At 38.0% G+C, this 20,859-nt stretch carries 17 protein-coding genes; 8 read left to right on the top strand and 9 right to left on the bottom strand.

All coding sequences use genetic code 11. The features are described 5' to 3' along the window. Positions 1 to 98: 98 nt before the first annotated feature. Entirely contained in the window at positions 99 to 2,867 is a 2,769-nt protein-coding gene (locus LVD15_RS01900) for a tetratricopeptide repeat protein (RefSeq protein ID WP_233778598.1), read from the bottom strand. Positions 2,868 to 3,214: 347 nt separating this feature from the next. On the opposite strand from LVD15_RS01900, the gene LVD15_RS01895 reads away from it, so the two are divergent. The 5 genes from LVD15_RS01895 (at position 3,215) to LVD15_RS01875 (ending at position 8,855) form a co-directional block, all read left to right on the top strand. Further along, on the top strand, positions 3,215 to 4,897 hold the full coding sequence (locus tag LVD15_RS01895; RefSeq protein ID WP_233778597.1) for an alkaline phosphatase D family protein: 1,683 nt from the start codon (positions 3,215 to 3,217) through the stop codon (positions 4,895 to 4,897). Between the two features lie 119 nt (positions 4,898 to 5,016). Next, complete coding sequence (locus tag LVD15_RS01890) at positions 5,017 to 6,423, top strand: BspA family leucine-rich repeat surface protein (protein ID WP_233778596.1); 1,407 nt, start codon at positions 5,017 to 5,019, stop codon at positions 6,421 to 6,423. 86 nt (positions 6,424 to 6,509) lie between these two features. Further along, positions 6,510 to 6,980: a hypothetical protein gene (locus LVD15_RS01885; protein WP_233778595.1), complete on the top strand. Its 471-nt coding sequence runs from the start codon at positions 6,510 to 6,512 to the stop codon at positions 6,978 to 6,980. A gap of 107 nt (positions 6,981 to 7,087) precedes the next feature. Next, positions 7,088 to 7,321, top strand: coding sequence for a hypothetical protein (locus tag LVD15_RS01880; RefSeq protein ID WP_233778594.1), 234 nt, complete (start codon positions 7,088 to 7,090; stop codon positions 7,319 to 7,321). A gap of 100 nt (positions 7,322 to 7,421) precedes the next feature. Further along, positions 7,422 to 8,855: a glycine-rich domain-containing protein gene (locus tag LVD15_RS01875; protein ID WP_233778593.1), complete on the top strand. Its 1,434-nt coding sequence runs from the start codon at positions 7,422 to 7,424 to the stop codon at positions 8,853 to 8,855. A gap of 90 nt (positions 8,856 to 8,945) precedes the next feature. Here LVD15_RS01875 and LVD15_RS01870 read toward each other — a convergent pair whose 3' ends face one another. The 3 genes from LVD15_RS01870 to LVD15_RS01860 form a co-directional block, all read right to left on the bottom strand. After that, a complete protein-coding gene (locus tag LVD15_RS01870; RefSeq protein WP_233778592.1) occupies positions 8,946 to 9,662 on the bottom strand; it encodes a hypothetical protein in 717 nt (238 codons plus the stop codon). Positions 9,663 to 9,781: 119 nt separating this feature from the next. Further along, the gene (locus LVD15_RS01865) at positions 9,782 to 10,321 is read right to left on the bottom strand and encodes an NUDIX hydrolase (RefSeq protein WP_233778591.1); all 540 of its coding nucleotides are present in this window, start codon (positions 10,319 to 10,321) and stop codon (positions 9,782 to 9,784) included. A 26-nt stretch (positions 10,322 to 10,347) separates the two neighbouring features. Then, on the bottom strand, positions 10,348 to 10,758 hold the full coding sequence (locus tag LVD15_RS01860) for a hypothetical protein (RefSeq protein ID WP_233778590.1): 411 nt from the start codon (positions 10,756 to 10,758) through the stop codon (positions 10,348 to 10,350). Positions 10,759 to 11,285: 527 nt separating this feature from the next. Here LVD15_RS01860 and LVD15_RS01855 point away from each other — a divergent pair. Further along, the gene (locus LVD15_RS01855) at positions 11,286 to 12,731 is read left to right on the top strand and encodes a S41 family peptidase (protein WP_233778589.1); all 1,446 of its coding nucleotides are present in this window, start codon (positions 11,286 to 11,288) and stop codon (positions 12,729 to 12,731) included. On the opposite strand, the gene LVD15_RS01850 is transcribed toward LVD15_RS01855, so the two are convergent. Then, entirely contained in the window at positions 12,676 to 13,914 is a 1,239-nt protein-coding gene (locus LVD15_RS01850; RefSeq protein ID WP_233775818.1) for an IS256 family transposase, read from the bottom strand. The two genes, LVD15_RS01855 and LVD15_RS01850, sit on opposite strands and share 56 nt — an antisense overlap. Positions 13,915 to 13,967: 53 nt before the next feature. Between LVD15_RS01850 and LVD15_RS01845 the strand changes: the two genes are divergently transcribed. Beyond that, complete coding sequence (locus LVD15_RS01845; protein WP_306416967.1) at positions 13,968 to 14,426, top strand: S41 family peptidase; 459 nt, start codon at positions 13,968 to 13,970, stop codon at positions 14,424 to 14,426. Between the two features lie 107 nt (positions 14,427 to 14,533). Here LVD15_RS01845 and LVD15_RS27240 read toward each other — a convergent pair whose 3' ends face one another. The 3 genes from LVD15_RS27240 to LVD15_RS01825 all read right to left on the bottom strand — a co-directional run bounded on the left by LVD15_RS27240 (position 14,534) and on the right by LVD15_RS01825 (position 18,292). Next, positions 14,534 to 15,079 (bottom strand): REP-associated tyrosine transposase, encoded by a 546-nt coding sequence (locus tag LVD15_RS27240; protein ID WP_370687393.1) that lies wholly within the window; start codon positions 15,077 to 15,079, stop codon positions 14,534 to 14,536. 244 nt (positions 15,080 to 15,323) lie between these two features. Beyond that, a complete protein-coding gene (locus tag LVD15_RS01830; RefSeq protein WP_233778587.1) occupies positions 15,324 to 15,884 on the bottom strand; it encodes a hypothetical protein in 561 nt (186 codons plus the stop codon). Positions 15,885 to 16,210: 326 nt separating this feature from the next. Continuing rightward, entirely contained in the window at positions 16,211 to 18,292 is a 2,082-nt protein-coding gene (locus LVD15_RS01825; RefSeq protein WP_233778586.1) for a catalase, read from the bottom strand. Between the two features lie 164 nt (positions 18,293 to 18,456). Between LVD15_RS01825 and LVD15_RS01820 the strand changes: the two genes are divergently transcribed. Further along, entirely contained in the window at positions 18,457 to 18,951 is a 495-nt protein-coding gene (locus LVD15_RS01820) for an ankyrin repeat domain-containing protein (protein WP_233778585.1), read from the top strand. Positions 18,952 to 19,032: 81 nt separating this feature from the next. On the opposite strand, the gene nrdD is transcribed toward LVD15_RS01820, so the two are convergent. Continuing rightward, the gene (gene nrdD, locus LVD15_RS01815; RefSeq protein ID WP_233778584.1) at positions 19,033 to 20,859 is read right to left on the bottom strand and encodes an anaerobic ribonucleoside-triphosphate reductase; all 1,827 of its coding nucleotides are present in this window, start codon (positions 20,857 to 20,859) and stop codon (positions 19,033 to 19,035) included.

Genomic DNA, 20,859 nt, shown 5'->3' with positions numbered 1-20,859 from the left:
ATTATACCTTTATTCAGACCATGTGGTCTTACAAAATTATAATCTTATAGCAAAAATGTTTTACCGTTTAAATAAGTATAGGCCACGCTCATACTTTTTTATAAAGGAAAATTATCAGGATCAAGAGAGTGAGCTTTGATAGCGTCTTCTATTGAAGCTTCCTGCAGCTGAAGTGCCGAGTGAACCTTAGACCTTAAAAAATAGGCACGAGCCCTTTGTGTATTGATGTTTAAAAGGTGATCTAAAGCTTCTTTGGATTTTTTATATTCTTCTTTATGAAGCATAATGGCACCTACTTGCTCTAAGGCATCCTGGTGGTTAGGGGCCAGAATCAGTGTTTGTTCTAATTCTTCTAAAGCTTCATCATAGGTGTCTTCGTTTTGTATATATACTAATGACTTAAAATAGTAGGCATTCACATGTTCAGGGTCATTAGCAATAGCTTTATCAAAGCATTTCATAGCTTCATCGTAAAGCGCCATATCATAATAAATCAATCCCATATTAGAGAATGTAAGCGGCTCTTTAGGGTTTAATGAAATGGCCTTATTATAAGCCGCCAGCGCCTCAGTAGGTTGGTTGAGTTTTCTGTATAAGTTACCCATATTTATATAGGGATATGTGCTTTGAGGATCAAGTTTACTGGTTTTTTCAAAGTCAGCGATAGCCTCTTTTGTGCGATTAAGCTTGTCATTAACCTGACCTCTGCTATTATAAAAAGTGGCATTTGTTGGCTGAAGCTTTATGAGCATGTTGAGGTCCTTCAACGCCTCTTCATTTTGACCGGTTCTCATGTAGTAGTTACCTCTCTCCAGATAGCCATATGGCGATTTCGGATTGAAACCGATACATTTTTCAAAATCAGCTACAGCTTTATCATTTTCTCCTATGGCAGCATAAGCCCGACCTCTGTTAGCATAAGTAGGAGCATTAGGCGTATGTGATTCAATGATAGTGGTATAATCGGCTATGCTATTTTCGTATTCACCGAGGTAATAATAGCAAACAGCACGGTTATAAATGGCTAAAACATCACGATCAGTCAATTCATTTGCTTTGTTAAAGTCCTGAATGCCTCTTGTGTAATCTTTGAGTTTCATCCACTCAACACCTCGCTGGGTATAATAACGACTGTTATTAGGAGAGAGCTCTATCGCTTTGTTAAGATCTTCTAATGCCTCAAGCGTTTTATTGGCTTTGCTGTGAGTTAACGCTCTTTTAAAGTAAAAGGCATCATTGTCTGGCTCCGGCTCTACGGTATTAGTAGCAGCTGTATTTTGGGTAAATACGGAAGCGGCCTGTTGGTTTTTTGAGGTAATCGAGCGCATTAACTCCTTAGCTTCTTCATAGGTGCTGTCTAATTGCAAGGCCTGGGTTAAATCCATCATTGACCCATGAATGTTTTTTGCTTTTTCTTTCTGCTGTGCTCTTTTAAAATAAATTCTTGCAATTCTGGGCTTCAGGCTTACTGCTTTGTTGAAAGCCTCTATGGCTGCTGGGATGTTATTTTTTAGCGCGTGTACATCTCCCAGGGTTTCATAAATGAGGTAACTATTAGAATCATAGAGAAGAGCCGTTTCTAAATCATTATAAGCACCTTCAAAATCCTCTGTTTTAGCTTTTAATTCGGCCCGTAGGCGTAGTGCTAACGGGTCATCTGGCAGCATGTTCAATGACGTGCTGAAGTCTTCAATAGCCTCTTCTATCAGGTTAAGGTTTGTATTGGCCAGGGCCCGATTGTAATAAGCATCTGCATTATCAGGGTTCAGCTCAATAGACCTGTTATAATCGGCTTTAGCCTTATCATTATCTTTTAATGACAGCCAGCAGTTGCCCCTGTTTTGGAAAATAGTAGGCCTTAGGTTAGAATTTAAGGTTAATTCTAATGATTTGGTATAAGCCTCTAAGCCTAACTCACTTCTGTCCAGCGCCTCTAGTGCTCTGCCTCTATGAAAATAGACAAGATCCATCCTGCTCTTTTTGGTTTGGTTTATAGCTACATCAAGATCAGCTAGCGCCTTTTCGTAATATCCAAGAGAGATAAACTGCTTGGCTCTCTCCAAATGTGCTCCTTTTACTGATGGATCACTGTGTAATGCCATAGATATGGCTGTTACCGCTTGGTCATACTTTTTGAGATTACCAAGTGCCACTCCTTTTTGTACTTGCGTTTCTGCGCTATTGGCAATATTTATGGAGTGATTGATGTGACTTAGGGCTTTATCATACTCACCTTGCATATTAAGAATGAGTCCTATTCCGTACTGATATTCAAAGTAATTGGGCTCAAACATAGAGGCTGTAGATAAATCATACTCAGCCTGAGAGTAGTATTTTAGTTCATAATTGCATAATCCTCTTTCATAGTAAGCGTAGGCATGTGTGGGCCTTTCTTTAATATATTTGGTCAAATGTGAAATAGCCTCTTCATATTCTTCAGCTAGCTTATGAGCCATGGCCTTGTAAAAAGAAAGGCTTGGGCTGTTATAGTTTTTAGAAACTGCATTATAATATCCTAAAGCTTCATTTGGTATTTGATAAAACAGATATATATGACCCATAAACAGATTGTACTCATCATCAATACCATGAGAAGGCACCTTGTCGATATACTTCAAAGTGTTGTTAGAGATCTGCATGGCCGGCAGGCAGGAAACCAACCAGTCCCAACTTTTGAAAAATGGCACCTTACAGGGCAGTTCCATTGCTTCATTCAGGGCTTGTATAGAAATAGAAGAGTCCTCGCTATCAGATGAATTAATGGCTTTGGTAAAGAGGCCTTGCCATTCTATAAGGTAGGTGTTAATGCTTTTTTCAATGGTATGATTGAAAATATAACCTGTAGATTGGGTGATGTCCTGTTTCATCGCTTTAGAATGAGTTTAAACTAATAGAAATACAATATTATCAATCGAAAAGTATTTCTAAGTGCTTATAGGCCTTATTCTATTGAAAATCACTGTTTTCAGTGAGAATGGAAGTAATTACTTTTAGTGTTTATTGTAATAATGGTTGAGCGTTAAGTAGTGGATTTAGTATGGAATGTTTTATTAAAATGTTAAATATTTCAAAGAAAATTAATAAATCCATTATCAGTAAAAATGTCTTCTATTCGGCATGCAGAGTATTTTAGAAGCTTAATTGCTATCAACCATGAACAAAGAAAAAAATACTTAAGAACCTAAGCCGAAGAAGCTTTTTAAGAAACTCAGTAGTGGCCGCAGCGGGTGTAGGCCTGGCGCCCACACTGCTCAGCAGTTGTAATGACGATGATGATAATACGCCACCGTTTACTCCGGAAGGGAATCCCGGATTTTTTGAAGGAGTAGCCAGCTTTGATCCTGCTCAGGATAGAGTGGTGTTATGGTCTCGTTATACACCCGCTACTAATGAAACAGGCACACCTACCATTATTCTTGATGTAGCCACAGATGCAGATTTTGAGATAGTAGTGGCCAGTGAAACGGTAGAAGTAGATGCCGGAAGTGATAACACCATTTATGTAGATGTAAGTAATTTAAGCTCTAATACCCGTTATTATTACCGATTTAGAAATGAAATGACAGCTACTGCTTCAGTTATAGGAGAAACCAAAACACTACCGGCTGCGGGAGAGGCTAGCCAGATTAACCTGGCGGTAATGTCTTGTGCTAACTTTCAGGCCGGCTTGTTTAATGTTTATGGCGCAGTGGCTCAATCGGAAGCTGATGTGGTAGTGCATTTGGGCGATTACATTTACGAATACCCCGCAGGAGGATACGGAAGTAGCGAACTGACTACCCAGTTAGGTCGGGAGCATGAGCCTACCGGTGAAATTATAGAACTAGATGATTACAGAGCCCGATATAGGCAATATAGGAGAGACCCTCAATTACAGGAAGCGCATAGATTAAAACCTTTTATTTGTGTGTGGGATGACCATGAGATAGCTAATGATGCCTATACTGATGGAGCCGAGAATCACCAGGATGATGAGGGTAGTTTTGAGGTGCGCAAATCAAATGCTATACAAGCCTGGGCAGAGTATTTACCTGCCAGAGTGAGCGATAATGCCAAAATCTATCGCAGTTTTGATATGGGTGGCATTGTTAACCTCCTTATGCTGGATACCCGAATAATAGGTAGGAATAAACAGCTCAGCTATGCAGATTATTTCACTTTATCAGGATTAGATAGTGAAGCCTTTTTAGCTGATTGGATGGACAGCGATCGCACTATATTAGGGGCAGAACAGCTTTCATGGCTTACTGGTCAGTTAGCTGGCAGTGGAGCTACCTGGCAAGTGCTGGGCAGTCAGGTGCTTATGGGTAAAGTGTACATACCCGTGGAGCTTTTGCTTATTACCGCCGAAATAACGGCAAGTGGAGTTACGCCAGAGTTATATGCCAATTACAACACATTGGTTACGCAGTTGGTTACCATAAAATCACGAATGCTGCAAAATGATCCGTCTTTAACGGCGGAAGAAATTGCCAAGGTAGAGACTGTTTTGCCTTATAATTTAGATGCCTGGGATGGCTATCCGGCAGAAAGGGAGATAGTATATGCTGCGGCAGCCGGAAAAAAATTAATCTCTGTGGCCGGAGATACGCATAATGCCTGGCATCTGGACCTAACTGATGCGCAAGGTAATAAAGTAGGGGCTGAGTTTGCCACCTCTTCAGTTTCTTCACCAGGTTTTGAAGGTATATTCGGAACGGATCCGGCTATTATTGATCCTTTTGAACAGAGCTTGCAGCTGCTTATTAAGGATTTACAATACCTAAACGCATCAGATAGAGGATACGTAATGGCCTCTTTCACCCCAAGTGAAGCTAACTCTGAGTGGAGGTTTGTAAGTACACTGGCTACCGAAAATACCAGCACTACTACGGATCATACGGTGAGTGAGAGTTGATTAATGAGAGTCGGTAACCAAAATTTAAACTTTAGGAAGAGTGATTTATTAATATGGGGTTACAAAGATTAGTGATATAGAATTCAAAATATGATTAGGATTTAAATATGATGAATTATATGAAAAATAGGCTTTTGGGTGTTCTCATGATAATGTTAATAATGGCGTGCTCTGAGGAGTCGGAACAGTATGTTCCATCAGTAATTAGTGTCTCAGACCTCACCATTGATGTAGTAGAGAATGTGGAATTAAATGAAGTGGTAGGCTCAATCAATGCCTCAGTAGAACCCGATTCGGAATTACAATATAGAATTACAAGTCAAGAACCAAGGCGTGTTCTTGGTATTAATTCGGTAACAGGCGAACTATATGTTTTAGAGCCAGATTTCTTTGATTATGAAAATGATGAGTCTAATATGATAAATCTTGAAGTTGAAGTAGTAGCTGGAGATAATGTGAAAGAATCAATTAAGGTTAGGGTAAATCTCTTAGATGAGGAGGAAGCTTTTATAATGAGTTGGCTGATTGGTGATGATAGATCTATTTCGATATATACTAACCCAGAGTATGAATATAATTACAGTGTAGATTGGGGAGATGGAAGTATCTCTGAAAGTGTTACTTCCGATGCCACACATACTTATATAGAGTCGGGTTACTATGAGGTAAAGGTGTTAGGGGTATTTCCTGCTTTATTCATGGGTAAAAAGTATTTGACTGATGAGGTAGGAGAGGAAAGGATAGAGTCAATTTTGCAATGGGGTGATAATGAATGGGAGTCATTTTACGGAGCATTTGCGGGTACTGATGTTGGGTTTAGTGCTGAGGATATTCCCAACCTTGATAAAGTAACAAATATGAATTCAATGTTCTTGAATAACTGGAGGTTGAAGGTTACCAATATTGAAAAGTGGGATGTGGGGAATGTGTCAGATATGCATAGTATGTTTGAAGGCTGTACAGTATTTAATCAGAATATCAGTGATTGGGATGTAAGTAGAGTAGAAGATATGTCTCGAATGTTTGAACGTGCAAATGATTTTAATCAAGAAATCGGTAATTGGGATGTGAGTAGTGTGAAAAGCATGTTTCAAATGTTTGCTATCGCCGTTAATTTCGATGGAAATATATCAGAATGGGATGTTTCAAACGTAGAGAACTTTAAAGGAATGTTTTTTTCAGCGATGAAATTTAATCAGGATATCGGGAATTGGGATGTTAGTAGTGCTACTTACATGGATAGAATGTTGTACTCTACACTTCAATTTAATCAGAATTTGGGAAACTGGAATTTCCCAAATGTAAGTGACCTCGATCTCCTTTTAGAGGGTTCAAATATGTCTATAGATAATTATAGCCAGACCTTGATTGGATGGTATGCAAATCCGAACCTGCGAGATGATGTCGTCTTAGGTGTAGCTGATTTGAAATATTGTGAGACAGGGGCGGCAGCTAGGACTGGTTTAATTCAGAGAGGCTGGACTTTTGATGGTGATATTCGCGCTTCTCAAGAGGAGTGTAATTGATATTACAGATTTAACGGATACATTACTACTTAGTTTAAGCTCACATCCATGGTAGCCAGGTTAAAATTTCAAGTAAAAGAAATACTGTGAACTGGAAAGCAATTGACGAGCAGGTTAGGGAAGTGGCCAATTTATCAGGTCAGTCATTAAGCTTTAAAAGTAGCCCACATATAAGTGGAAAGATAGATACCTATTTGCTTTATGAAAATGATCAGATCATTGCCCGGATAAAACTTACTAAGCCTATTATTAGTGATGGAAGTAAGTTTCAGATGATGTCTCTTAGTCATAAGAACTTTGCGATTCAATCAGGTAGAAATATTTTGGGTAAGCGGGTATTGAGGTATAAGAATTTTGAGCCAACGGCAGAACTTGAACATCATTTTCAAGTTCTGCAAAAGGCCGTTTTAGACTTTAAATGGGAAGTTAAAAAGTGCTTTATCGCTGATCTTGATCAATATCATAATTTAGAAATGCTCATCTTCTCTACTCCAAACATCCAAGCAGCACTAGATAAGTTTAGTCTTGTAAGACAAGTGCATATACAGGTGAAATGATAGCGCTAGGGGAGGTTTCAGATGACTTTGAAGACCTTCTGGAGATACTATCTACACAGTAGTCACCTCCTCCGCCATCACAAATTAAGCAGCCAGAAATCTTTGAAGTGCCCAATGAGGAGGAAAGTGAAGAAGAAATTAATATAGATCTGGATGTAGAGATAACGGAAGATGAAGTGATAGAAGGCATTATAGTAGAGGAGGCTCCTGAAGAGGAAGCGGGCGATGAGGTTTTTATGATTGTGGAAGAGTCTGCTACCCCAAAAGGAGGCTTTGCGGAGTTTTATAAATACATTAGAGACCATTGCATTGAGATTACAGTAAAGAATCTCAAGCCCTAATACTGATGATATATGTTTTGCTTAGGAAAAATTCCCTGTCATTTTAAGGCTTATTTTTATAGATTTAAGATTAAATTAAGATAAAAATGGCAGTTGGCCTATGGATAAAACGCTCTGGAATAAGATTTTAAGCTTTGATTTAGACGCACCTTTAAGTGAATATGGTTTCTCTACCCGACTGGCTAAAGAAAATGCGTGGACGCAAAATTTCACCCAGCAGGCCATTTTAGAATACAAAAAGTTTATGTACCTGGCCGGTACTGCCGGCACCATGGTGTCTCCTTCTGAAATTGTGGATGTGGTATGGCATCAGCATCTTATTTTTTCCGACTCCTATGAGCAGTTTTGTGAAGTGATTGGCACTAACATTAAACATATTCCCTCTACTCATAATAAGAAAGAGAAGGAAAAGTTTGTTTCAGCTCGTAATCAGACTTTTAAACTGTATAAAGAAACCTTTGGCGAGCCACCAGCAGTAATTTGGAAATACCCGGATATGTATGCTCCAATGGGCCTAAAAGAGGCCAATATGCGACCGAATACCAGATTATACATAATGGTACTTTTTATAGTTGCTATGATGATACCAACAGCTGCAGCACTCAGGCCAGTATATTTGGGTATCAATAACCCTTTGTTTCTGATGGGGTTTGTGGGTGCGGCTGTTTTCTTGATCATAACCCTTCATATGTTTAATAAGCATAGGGTTAGGGCTATGTTGGAAAGAGGAGAGACTAATTCCTTTATAAGAAATTTAACGGCAGCAGAACTTATATTTGTTAACTCTGGGCGGTTAGAAAAAGTGATCGATAGCTATATCAATAAGCTGATGCGGAGAGAAGTGATTGAAGTGGTAGATGGAGATCGGCTGAGAGTAAAGAAAAGTAATAAATCTGTAGATGCACAGGAATTTGCAGCACTGCAGATTATAGAAAACGAAGAAACTACCTCTTATTACAGGTTGTCCACCTTGTTGTACTCCAAGCCTTCCATTGTAAACATACCCTATGTGCTGATGAAATTTAGAAATTTCTTCAACCAGTCTAAAGATTATGGCAGGCTTGTCACTATTAATTGTGTAGCTATCACTATGTTGATGTTGTTTGGTATAGGGCGGTTAATAAACGGTATGGGAGATGGCAAGCCTGTGCTTTTTCTGGTTTTACTATTATTAGCATTTATAATACTTTGTTTTAATGTGTTTAATAAAATGCAGCAGCTGGTGCTCAAACAGGTGCCAAGCTTGTATGATAAAGAGGAAGTTTTGCGTCAACACACGGGCGACCCGGAATGGGAATACTGTTTTTTAGGTGCAGCAGTTATTTCTAGCGCTTTAGTACCGTTAGTTGAGCAAACTGATTACCTCAATCCCAGAAGCACATCATGGTTTAGCGGAGGAAGGAGCCGTGAAGAAAGTAGCTGTGGATCTGATATAGGCAGTTCTTGTGGCTCTAACTGTGGCTCAGGTTGCGGAAGCTCATGTAGTTCAGGCTGCGGTGGAGGTGGAGGCTGTGGTGGTTGTGGAGGAAGTTAAGATTTGAAAATTCAACCTGAGATTCATTGAGTTTTATAGTACCAAGCCGACTTTGCCTAACCCTGAGAAGCGACTTGAGTGCTCCTGCCTTTATTCGTTACTGTTAGCCTTCTTTGTAAATGTAATTTTCCCCAAAGGAATAGTGCCAGCACCATTTGGTGATAAACTCATTCTGTAATAAAGAGCTTCCTTTTGCATAAAAAGAGCGGCTCTTGGGGTTCCCGTTGCCTCATAAGAGAGCGTTGCCACATAGAAAATATACTCATTATTAGGAGCAATCGTTTTTCTTAAGTTGGTAGCTTTATTTAAATTGATATCCAAAAATGATTTTATATTAGTGAGGCCGTAGTTAAAGGATGATAGCTTGTCATAGGTTAATTTATCAGGTGGTAAAAACAATTTCAAATAGGAATTTGGTGGATTGAAAATGGCGAATGAATCAGCAGGAATATGAATGTTAAGTTCTATTGGAGTTGAGGATTCATTGATTATGCGTGTCCAAAATACAGCAAAGACATATTTTTTTCCTGAAGTATCAAAATACTGTGCTCCACCAGGTGCAATCATCCCTCCTTTAGGTAAACTGTTCTGAATAATTATTCTTTCTTCTTGAGAAAAAGAATATGTTGTATCTGTGTAAGTAAACCTTTCTAACACCGAGTCTATTGGCGGTTTTTCGTTGTTGTTTTTGGTGGAATATACAGGCTCTGGTTGTATAGTAGCCTTCTTTTTTTCTGAATCACTTTTTTGCTTACAGGAAAAGAGGCCTGCAATGGTTAAAAGCACAATTATTAATCTGGTTTTCAATATTTATTATGAATACTTTTTTGAAGTGCACGATTGGAGAGTATTACAAATGCCCTGAAGGTTGTAATCGCAATAAAATTGCGATCGAGTACTGGAATGTGTAACCTGTTTTTTTCGATTCAAAGAGTATAAAATTCTTCCAATATTTTTGTTTTCCATTTATTACCTTCTTTGAACTGAAGCAAAGTCCCTCCCCAAATTTCATCAGGTTTTGCCATTATTTGCTTAATCATTTCGTTGATGTGAGGGAAAGTAATTTTTTCGATTGCTTTATTAGTAGATAACCATTTGATTTCCTCTATTTCGTTTGGTCTTTTTTCTACTCCATCTTTGATTTTTGCAGTATAAACATGTCGCAATGATGTCGAATGCTTTCCATTCAATTCTCTTTTTAGAATAAATGTTCCTTTTAGTTTAAGTTCTTTTATATCAAATCCATAGGTTGATGAAAGACTGTCCAATCCATTTTTAATTGTCTGTTCTTTGGTTTGATAAAGCCCTGGTGTAACCCAAAAGTCAGTATTCTCGATTTTAACAACCATTAATTCATTTTTTGAATTAAGTATTAATATTCTGTGAAAAATTGAAATATCATTTTCAACTTGAGCTTTTGCTGAATGAAATAAAATGATAAAAATTACTACAATTATTTTTTTCATTATCGTGGTTTATATGTTGTATAGTTTTAGTACTCATACATGACAGAGGAGACGCCATTTGCAATATTTAATTCTACTGAATTCTCTCCTTCAACTTTAAGGTTAGAAATATCAAAACTTATTGTCTTAGTTATTAGTGCCTCACGATACTCATCATCTTTTAATGAGAGTCTTAAAGTTCTTAGGGCCCGTCTACCCGTCGATGGTTCATCAGCTGTAACCAAAAAGTCGATCGTCTCAGAGTCAATCAGTTTGTATTCCCATGATTCTCCATCACATCCACTTGCGCTAAAAGTAATAGTTAGGCAGTCTCCAGAAATCTCCAAGTTATTTATGGTAACATCATTCGATGGTGCATTCTCATATTCATTGGAATTTATTAAGGTATTTAGTTCGCATGTGGTTGAAATTGTATCATCACTATCACACGATATCATTGACAGCAGTATTAGAATTGCGATCGTGTTTAGACATTCAACGGTGGAAATTAAAGATTTTAACAATGTTTTATAATCATCTAATAATTATGCCCTCAAAGCAAAACCGCATGTTAACGGAAGAAATAAATTTTAACGGATAAAATCTAGTTTAATATATATAATAATCCTCAAATCTAAAATTAGATTATTATTGCAATAAAAATAATATGACATATATTAGCAATATATCAACCAAATAAAATTGATATAAATTAAAGTATATATCATGAGGATATGCCGATCAAAAATTAACACAAGATGAAAGGGTAAAATTCGATAAGAGGCAGGCGATCATTAAACTTGACAATAGTGAAATGTGAACTATTAATGGGGGAGTAGAAGCTCCAGGCAGACTGTAATCAAAGCTCTACTCCTACATCGCTAGAACTAGGATTTGCTTATGCGCACAATAAAATTGAGTTAATTTATTAGCAACCCATTCATAAGACTTGCTCATACAATAATTAATCTTTTAACAATAAAGCATGAAATTTAAGGTAGTATTTGTTTTAATTTTTATTTACTTCAAATCATTTTCTATGTCGGATATTTCGTCTGACGATTTTTCAAATATTACCCAAAGGCAAATTACTAATTCAATCGTATTTGGAAAGTTATATGGCTTTATCAGGTATTTTCACCCATCTCCTCAATCTCATGACCTGAATTGGAATAAGTTTCTCGAAGCTGGATTATCAGAAGTTCAGGATATACCTAACGACTCTCTGCTGGTTATAGCGCTTAAAAATATTTTTAAATCGACATCTCCGTCACTAAAAATTTATTTCAATAATTATTCTCCGCCTCAATCTTCTGAATTACAAGCTGACTCCGTTAAGGTATTATTCTGGAGACACAACGGACTAGGTTTCCATAGAAAAGGACTACCGCTATTAACACGCTTAATGACCAGGTCTAATAAGAGTGAAATTTGCTCAAAACTTATAACAAAGAATGAATATGATTTGAACTATTCTTTCATTGAACTAAATGAACATATTCAATGCATGTTTAATTCTTATGTAATATCTGATTTAAGTTTAATAAAGGAAGATATAGCTAAAACTTATAATAACTTTAATGCTTCTTCCGACATTCAAAATATCGCAACAGTGATCAGTGTCTGGAATATTTTAGTTCACTTTTATCCCTACCAGGAAAGAATTGAGAATAACTGGGATGAAGTGCTCTATAATGCATTATATAAGCTTAGTAAACATCAAGAATCGACAGAAAACATTCTTTCGGAGATTATTGCCAACCTTAATGACTCTCATGCTTTCATAAATTCATCAAAGTCCATAAGTATATCTTTCAATCCACGAATCGAACCGGTAGGACTTGATTATATAGAAAATCAATTAATTGTTAAATCCATTGACTCCAGTGTTGTTGAAAATATTCATCGTGGAGATGTAATTGCATCCATAAATCATGTACCAGTAAATACTTGGATAAGTAAGTTAGCATCAGTAACGTCTTCAACAACTGAATTTAGTAAAAACGATAAAGTGGCATCAAAGCTTCTTTCATATATAAAAGAACAGTCTTCTGAAGAATCGGCAATTCTGGAAATAATTGATCCTCAAAATAATCACAAGCTAGTAAAGCTGGACCTCACATTAAGTGTTCCATTGAAGAAAACTGATAAAATTATTAAATATGGTAATTACTATTATGTTGATTTACATCAATTAAAATGGAAAGAATTCAAGCATAGTCTTGAAAAGCTAGAATCATCTCAAGGTATAATATTTGACTTAAGAAAATATCCTGCTTATATGACAGATGCCAAAATTTTACCACACCTAATGGGAGTGTTAGCTCATCTCTGTCTGCTTCCCTCCCAGGGGCTAGCCCCTGGGAGGGAATTTTTTATTTTTTGGTTTGACTGGTTTTTAGTTCCAGTTCCAATCTTCCCTCAAATCTAATGGCTAATTGCTGCACCGTCAAACCCCAATTCCGCAAAGGTGAAGTCCATTTTTTCTCAATACGTCTGCAAACTAAGTAAACTAATTTCATCAAGGCCATATCACTGGTAAATGCTCCCTTACTCTTGGTAACTTTTCTTACTTGTCTATGAAAGCCCTCCACTGGATTTGTAGTGTATATTAACTTTCTTATGGGTTTACTGTAATCGAAATAAGTGCTAAGTAGTTCCCAGTTATCATTCCAAGATCGTATCACCACAGGATATTTCTTTCCCCATTTTTCTTCCAGTTCTAATAAAGCAGTCTCTGCCTGATCTTTTGTGTCTGCTTGATAAACTAATTTAAGATCTTGTATAAACACTTTCTGTTCTTTACTGGCTACATATTTCAAGCTATTTCGAATCTGATGAACTACACAAAGTTGAACATCTGTTTGTGGGTAGATGGAGTGTATCGCTTCACTAAAACCTTTCAAGTTATCAGTGCAGGCTATCAAAATATCTTTCAAGCCTCTATTTTGTAGCTCAGTAAGTATCTGAAGCCAAAAATTAGCTCCTTCGCTTTCTGATAGGTACATGCCCAATATCTCCTTGTTGCCCTGCTTATTGATCCCTAAGATATTATAAAGGGCTTTATGCTTCACCTTACCTTCATCTCGCACCTTGAAATGCATGGCATCTAGCCAAACAATACAATAGACCGATTCTAATGGCCTATTTTGCCACTCCTTTACTTTAGGGATCACTCGGTCTGTGATATCACTTAACACCTCTGTTGATATATTTGTGTCATACATCTCCTTGATGTGCTCTTGAATATCTCTCAAACTATTACCTAGCCCATACATGGCTATTATTTGCTTCTCAAGATTGTCTGCCAGTATACGCTGGCGTTTCTCTACTATTCTTGGCTCAAAGCTGCTATGACGATCTTGAGGAGTATTTATCTCAACGTCTCCTAAACTACTCTTAACTGTTTTCTGGCCTTTGCCATTGCGCTTATTGCCATGAGAGCGTCCTTTTTCTTCACTGGATAGGTGATCCTCCATTTCTGCTTCCAGAGCTTCTTCTAAGAACTCCTTCAACATGGGGCTGAAAGCCCCATCCTTACCAAATAGAGATTCTCCTTTTAAAAATTGTTTAAGTGCTTTTTCCTTTAATTCTTCTTTCTCTTGTTTGTTCATTGCTCTTTAGTCTAAACATTATTTCTTTATATCCAAAGTTTAGACAGAGATGAATTGACAGTCTCCACCTAATCAATAATCCAGTAAAATCAGGTTTATGGCTGCAGCCGATATTTACTTCTCCATATTTAAAAAGGATTGATTATGACACAATAACATCATGGAAGATTACACCAAAACTTCCATACCTGAATGTTCCTAAAGTATTTCTTGCCAACCATAATACTTTTAGTTATGGAGAAAGTCTTTTGGAGATTATAAAAAGCTACGATATAGGTAAGGTGATAGGCACTAATTCTGCAGGAACTAATGGAGATATTATATTTTTCAAGGTATCCAAATATACTCTTGGCTATACAGGCATCAAGGTATTGCCTCGCTACGGCGCTGATTACAAAGGAATTACTATACCACCAGATATTTATGTACCTGCCACTTTAGAAGGAGTTAGAAAAGGAGAAGATGAAATCTTACAGGCCGCAATACAATACCTAAATACTCATACAAACTAAAATCTTTACATGTTGCCCCGTTTATTAGAGAATAAGGGGAATGTTAGCCCAGCTTGGTCGCAATATAATTGCGACCTCATCTTTTAGGTATTTGTAATGTCGCTCTATCAAAGTAAGTCCACCTCTATTACTCCAATTTCACCGCAATAATTTCTAGCGCTACTGTATAAAAAATCTTCTTCCCTGCTTACGAAACCAGCAACGACAGGATTTTTGTGTATGTAATTTAATTTCTGATCCAAAAATTTATTAGTTTCAATCTGCTTGGCATGATAACCTTCTCTCCAAAGTATGTAATCACGTCCTCTTTCAGTGCGCTTTGCTTCATACTCAAGTTTGTTAAGCATCCATTCTCGTCTACTTTCAAGCTCTGACTTTATCAGATTAATCAATCTCTTTGAGGTAAATTTTTTAAAATCACGTATGGTATCCACCAAGTTATGGCTTTCCCTGGAACTTAATATTAAGTGCACGTGGCTGGTCATAATAACAAAGGCATGTATATTCAAGCCCTTTGACTGTCTACAGTATTCTAAAGACTCCATAATACAATCGCGATAAGTATTCCGAATGAATAAATCAACCCACCCTATCACTGTAAATGTGACAAAATACAATCCTTCCTGATCCCTAATTTTGTAGCGACTGCCCATACAAATAAATTAGTAAAAAGAGTCTAGAAAAGCCAGCGTACTGATCCCTACTTACAGCTTTAAGCTTGGCCGTAATTTAGGCTTGGCCGCAATTATATTGCGGCCTCATCTTTTTGGCATTTGTAATGCCGCTACAACAATTAAGAACATATTTAAAACGGCATGATAGGGGCATTGCAAATGCCCTGAAGGTTGCGATCGCAATATAATTGCGACCGAGCCGAGAAATCGAGCTTAAATAATGTTATTTGTTATCCGGTTTTTCCAACAGGTTTAATTGAATATCAAAAAAATTTGAGAATGAGGTGTCTGGTTCATTTAAATTATTGTTCAGAAGTATTTTTTCTTTGTAAATGTATACTGTATCAGGTATAAAATCATTGTCATATGGCTGATCCAGGAAAATAATCCTTTTTCCATCTATTTGATATTTACCTGTAAACTCTTCAAATGTTCCCATCCAAGTTTCAGGAACAAGTTCAAAAGAATGGTTTTCTCTAAGAGTCAATCTCAAAGCGCTTAAATCGTCAATTAAGGATGCCTTAATAACAGGTTTACTTTTTAGTAGCTCAGTTCTCGGAAGGTAAATCAATACTGCAATTAAGCCTGATGCTAAGATGATTATAGCATTTTTTCTTTTTTTGTAGATCAAAGAATTTAATAAAATAAAAAAACAGCCCACAGCTACAATTAGAATTGGTACAGGCTGCATTATCCAAAAAGTCCGCCAAAGCAACTTTTCAAATAGGATCATCAGAACCAATAATGATCCAAATATGATTGGTAAGAGATGGTGCTTATTCACGTTTTATTAGTAGATATGCTTGCTGCTGACAGCTAATAAGTCCGGGTAAAATAATGATATCTAATAGTCTCATTTTTAGGTATTTGTAATGCCTCTTTACTAAATCAAAGAATCTATTTAAAATGGCTTGCTAAGGGCATTACAAATGCCCTAGAAGATTGCAATCGCAATCGAGTTTCAATATAAATAATTTAATTTATATGTTAAAAGTGATTGAAGGCACAAAAAAAAGCCACCGCAAACTCTACTCTCATAGGCCTTACGATGGCTTCCAATTCAATTTTATACTTTTAAGACTACCTGTAAAGGTAGCTTTGCAATAACCCTTATGCCGGGATCATTCCTTTCTTTTCTTCTCTGCTCCAGTGTCTCTTTTTAATCACATTTTTATAGGCTTTGAAGAAATCATCGCTGGCACTGCCGGCGGTTACTATGCCTTGATCTTCTTTTAAGTCTGTAGTGCTATAGTCAACATCTTTAATGTCTGAGGCTTTTAAAATTTCAATAGCCTCACCGGTGGCGGCTATTCCTTTGCAGTGCTTAAACATCTGATTCACAAAGTACAATATAGGACCTTGTTCTTTTAGCATGTTTACGCTTTCACTGCCTCCTGGTAAGTACACGGAGTCGTATAAAACAGCATCTACGGTAGGTAAGCTTTTGTCTACCTCCATTGTGGAGCCATCGGCAGCTTTTACCATACCTAGTTTTTTGGCTATAATTTCCGCTTTAGCGCCTTCTCCTTTGAGGAATTTGGTCAGTGATTCTACTGCAGCGCCGTCAAAACCGTCGGCCACTAGTATGGCTACTTTTCGGGCTTCAATGGTATCTTTTTGGCCTTTTTCCATGCTTAGTGCGTCAGAAGTTTTGGTGTAATCTTCATTAGCAGCACTGGTTGTAGGCGGTGTCACACCAATATTATCGGCTATAGCCACGGCCATATCATGATCTATATGGTTGAAATGATCTACCATCTTCTCATGGATATGCTTATGCTCTACTTTACCTAATTCAAAGCTCAATGCATCAATGATGTGCTGTTTCTCTGGCGGCGTCATGCTGTTAACAAACAAGCGAGCCTGAGTATAATGATCTTTAAAGCTTTCTGGTCTTTTTCGCACTTTTACGCTGCTCATAGGTTCCGGATAGCTTACATAACCGCCTTTATCTTCAGGTACTTCAGCAGGTTTTCCATCAGCCAGTGAGTTAGGCTCATAGTTCACTCTACCTTTATTAATGGTCTGGCGCATATAGCCATCTCTTTGGTAGTTATGCGTAGGATTAATCGGTCTGTTAATCGGGATCTCAGCGAAGTTAGGTCCACCTAGTCTGATCAATTGAGTATCCGTATAAGAAAATAATCGACCTTGTAATAAAGGATCATTGGTAAAGTCAATACCTGGCACCACATGTCCGGGGTGGAAAGCTGCTTGCTCTGTCTCTGCAAAGAAGTTATCAGGGTTTCGGTCTAATACCATTTTACCCAGCATTCGCACAGGCACTTCTTCTTCTGGCCATATTTTAGTAGCATCCAACACATCGAAGCTGAGTTTATCTTCTTCGCCTTCTTTTATGGCTTGCACTCCAAATTCCCATTCAGGGAAATGCCCATCTTCTATGGCTTCCCACAGGTCTTTTCTATGGAAATCAGGGTCGTTACCCATCAGCTTTTGCGCCTCATCCCATACCAGACCATGAACTCCCAGTTTTGGCTTCAAATGAAATTTCACCAAGTGAGATTCGCCTGCTTTATTGATAAATCTAAAAGTATGTATACCGAAGCCTTCCATCATGGCAAAACTTCTGGGTATGGCTCGGTCAGACATCACCCACATCATCATGTGCATGGCTTCTGGCGTTAGCGATATAAAGTCGTAGAAGTTATCATGGGCTGATGCTGCCTGCGGCACCTCATTATGAGGTTCAGGCTTCACGGCGTGGATAAGGTCAGGAAACTTAATGGCATCCTGTATAAAGAACACAGGGATATTGTTTCCTACCATATCAAAAATTCCTTCTTCGGTATAAAATTTAATAGCGAAGCCGCGCACGTCTCTGGCGGTATCAGCCGAGCCTCTGAAACCAGCTACGGTAGAAAACCTTACAAATACAGGTGTTTTCTTGCCTTTTTTAAGGAAATCAGCTTTGGTAATATCTTCACAGTTGTCATAAGCTTCAAAATAACCATGTGCACCGGAACCTCTGGCGTGTACTATCCTTTCGGGTACGCGTTCATGATCAAAATGAGTGATCTTTTCGCGCATAATAAAGTCTTCGAGTAGGGAAGGGCCTCTTTCTCCGGCGGAGGCTGTGTTCTGATTATCGTTAATGCTTACTCCCTGGTTGGTGGTCAGCTTTTCACCGCTGTCTTTAGTGTGATTTTTTAGTTGTTTGCTTTTATCGTCCATTAGAGGTTTAGTTTGGTTAGTTATCAGGGATAACATATCAACTATCCTAATGTTATTGATTTGATATTAGAAAACTTATAGTTATTATAAATACTGTATAGGGAATACTAATCAAACAGTTTACAAGAGCTGGTGTTATCCTCTAAAAATAACATTAAAGAGCTATGCAAACTACCCAATCTAAACCGTCACCTTTATTTAATGCCGTCAGAAATCAGGATTATGATACTACTTTAAGTCTATTAGAAAGTGGTGAATCGGTAAACGCTAATGATGCTAAAGGCTACAGTCCTCTCATATTGGCCACGTATCATGGTAATGCTAAATTGACGGAGCTGTTGTTAGATCATGGAGCAGATATTAACCATCAGGATGCTTCAGGTAACACTGCTCTTATGGGTATTTGTTTTAAAGGCTTTGAGCCAATAGTTGATCTGCTCTTAGAGCGAGGCGCAGATGTAGACGTAAGAAATGGTAATGGAGGTACTGCACTAGGCTTTGCTGCTATGTTTGGTCATGAAAGTATTGTGAAAAAGTTGGTAGCTCATGGCGCCAGTTTATATGATCAGGATGTCAGAGGCATGCGCCCTATAGACCTGGCAGCACAACAAGGAAATGAAAGTATGGTGGAGTTGATTAAGACCTTAGTAAAAGAATAAAAAAAGGGAAAGCAAGACTAAGTCGTCCTACTTTCCCGATAATCAACAATAAAGAATGGTGCTAAAACAGCAGTTTCTTGTTTAAACAGCTTGAGCTTCAACCGGCTCAGCTTTGTTTACAGTACTTTTTTGTCTGTGATAGTGCCTCATGTTATGTTCTTTTTGGCGATCGCTACTATAGCATGAAACTCTTTTGAGATAACCAATTACCCGGGTGCCATAGTCAATGTCATGTGAGCCACAGCTGTTACACGCAGTAAGGGTTCGCTTATCTATATGGTTACAGGTGTTGCAAATGGTTATTTTAATATTGAAACAGAAGTAGTTACACCCTGCAAGGGCAGCGGCATCTATTAATTTTCTGAAAGCTTCTTTATTAGGAGCTTGCTCCAGATTAATGTGTAAGGCAGAACCTCCATCCAGGTAAGTCACCAACTCTTTACCATGAAGCATTAGTTTATCCAGCAAGTTTATAGATTCATCTTCTACCCGGTAGAAATAAGAATTATAGCACTCCCGATTTACAGAAAGACCATCTTGCTTATCCCATTTGGCATTTTTAACTCCCAGATTTTCTGCCGGTACAAATTCTGTATTAAACATATAACCGAAAGTCTTTTTAGCTTCCTTATTAGCATCATAAATGGTTTTAAGGATGTCTTTAACAAAGGCCTTATATTCATCATTGTTGCCAGGTTCTATTCCACAGCTCTCCGCGGCTTCTACCATACCATTAATACCGGTGGTGAGAAACTGTTTGTCTAGCGAGATGAGCCCTGCCGTATACGCGGGTAGCATGCCGGCTTCCAGATAAGTTTCCATCAGCTTGCGGTAAGCTACCTGGTATTTATGAATTTTATGGATCTCTTCTTCTACAGATTTTCCCAGCTGAATCAACCGGTTCATGTTTAAGGTAATCACATTAATAGAACCCGTAGAAACCCCGCCGGCGCCTAATGAGTAGCTAAAAGTATTTTCACTGATCTCATTTCTTAACCTGCAGCAAGAGGCAAGGCTATCAGCGTTTTCTGATTGATAAATGAAAAAGGCATTTCCTTCGCTAAGCTCTTTGGCGCACATATCGGCAAACTCATTATCTACCGGTTTATTGTCTTTAATGAGCATGGCCGCCGTTACTACCGGGAAGGTGAGTATGGCTCTTGATCTTTCCTGGTTAAACCAGCTTAAGAAAAATTGCTGCAGTCTTTTCACGCTTTCCCAGTTGGGTCTGGTCATGTTCTCATCAGGGAATACGAAATCAGCAAAAATGCTTTCAAAATAGGGTTGGTCATACACTGATATATTCCAGAATACAGATTGGTAGCCTCGTGCAGCAGCAGGTTGATTTATAGCATATACTACATGTTGCATGTGGTTAGCAACAATATCAGTGGCAGTTTCCAGATAATTGTCTCCATAATCTTTACGGGCAAAATAATCAAAGTAGGGCAAGAACTCTACTGTGGCTAAAGCACCAGCAAACTGAGAGCTTACAGCAAATACCAGGTTAACAAACTCTCCACAGAAGCTTTCCAGGTGTTTTGGGGCCTGGCTTTCTCCGCCTAGCTGTGTAAGGCCGTGGAGCAAGAACGGGTACATGCTGATGGATACGCAGTAAGGCTTAAGAGAAGTTTCGTCATGAATGTAAATCTCATGATTCTCAATTTGCCTCAGGTACTCATTGGCCAGCTCCTGCCCAAAAAGCTCTCCGATTTTATTAGAAACCAGTTGCCTGTTGACCTGTATGTTAATATCCTTATTCAGCTCAGCTTCCATGGTAGCAATGTTTTTGGAAGTAACATTGGCATTAGCATCTACTGTGGAGCCATCTGCTGCGTTGGCCGCTTTAATGTAGTTTTCGATGAAGTCGATTTTCTTTTTTATCTGTGATTCTGTAAGTCTTAACAT

This window comes from Fulvivirga maritima (genome assembly GCF_021389955.1).
Lineage (GTDB): Bacteria > Bacteroidota > Bacteroidia > Cytophagales > Cyclobacteriaceae > Fulvivirga > Fulvivirga maritima.
Note: the sequence above shows the minus strand (reverse complement) of the source record. Positions and strands in the feature narration are given on the sequence as shown.

What these genes read in the sequence shown, in the direction of transcription:
- LVD15_RS01900 (WP_233778598.1), bottom strand. Translation starts at nt 2,867, where the DNA reads ATGAAACAGGACATCACCCAATCTACAGGTTATATTTTCAATCATACC.
- LVD15_RS01890 (WP_233778596.1), top strand. Translation starts at nt 5,017, where the DNA reads ATGAAAAATAGGCTTTTGGGTGTTCTCATGATAATGTTAATAATGGCG.
- LVD15_RS01875 (WP_233778593.1), top strand. Translation starts at nt 7,422, where the DNA reads ATGGATAAAACGCTCTGGAATAAGATTTTAAGCTTTGATTTAGACGCA.
- LVD15_RS01865 (WP_233778591.1), bottom strand. Translation starts at nt 10,321, where the DNA reads ATGAAAAAAATAATTGTAGTAATTTTTATCATTTTATTTCATTCAGCA.
- LVD15_RS01860 (WP_233778590.1), bottom strand. Translation starts at nt 10,758, where the DNA reads ATGATATCGTGTGATAGTGATGATACAATTTCAACCACATGCGAACTA.
- LVD15_RS01855 (WP_233778589.1), top strand. Translation starts at nt 11,286, where the DNA reads ATGAAATTTAAGGTAGTATTTGTTTTAATTTTTATTTACTTCAAATCA.
- LVD15_RS01850 (WP_233775818.1), bottom strand. Translation starts at nt 13,914, where the DNA reads ATGAACAAACAAGAGAAAGAAGAATTAAAGGAAAAAGCACTTAAACAA.
- LVD15_RS27240 (WP_370687393.1), bottom strand. Translation starts at nt 15,079, where the DNA reads ATGGGCAGTCGCTACAAAATTAGGGATCAGGAAGGATTGTATTTTGTC.
- LVD15_RS01825 (WP_233778586.1), bottom strand. Translation starts at nt 18,292, where the DNA reads ATGGACGATAAAAGCAAACAACTAAAAAATCACACTAAAGACAGCGGT.
- LVD15_RS01820 (WP_233778585.1), top strand. Translation starts at nt 18,457, where the DNA reads ATGCAAACTACCCAATCTAAACCGTCACCTTTATTTAATGCCGTCAGA.
- nrdD (WP_233778584.1), bottom strand. Translation starts at nt 20,859, where the DNA reads ATGTTAAGACTTACAGAATCACAGATAAAAAAGAAAATCGACTTCATC.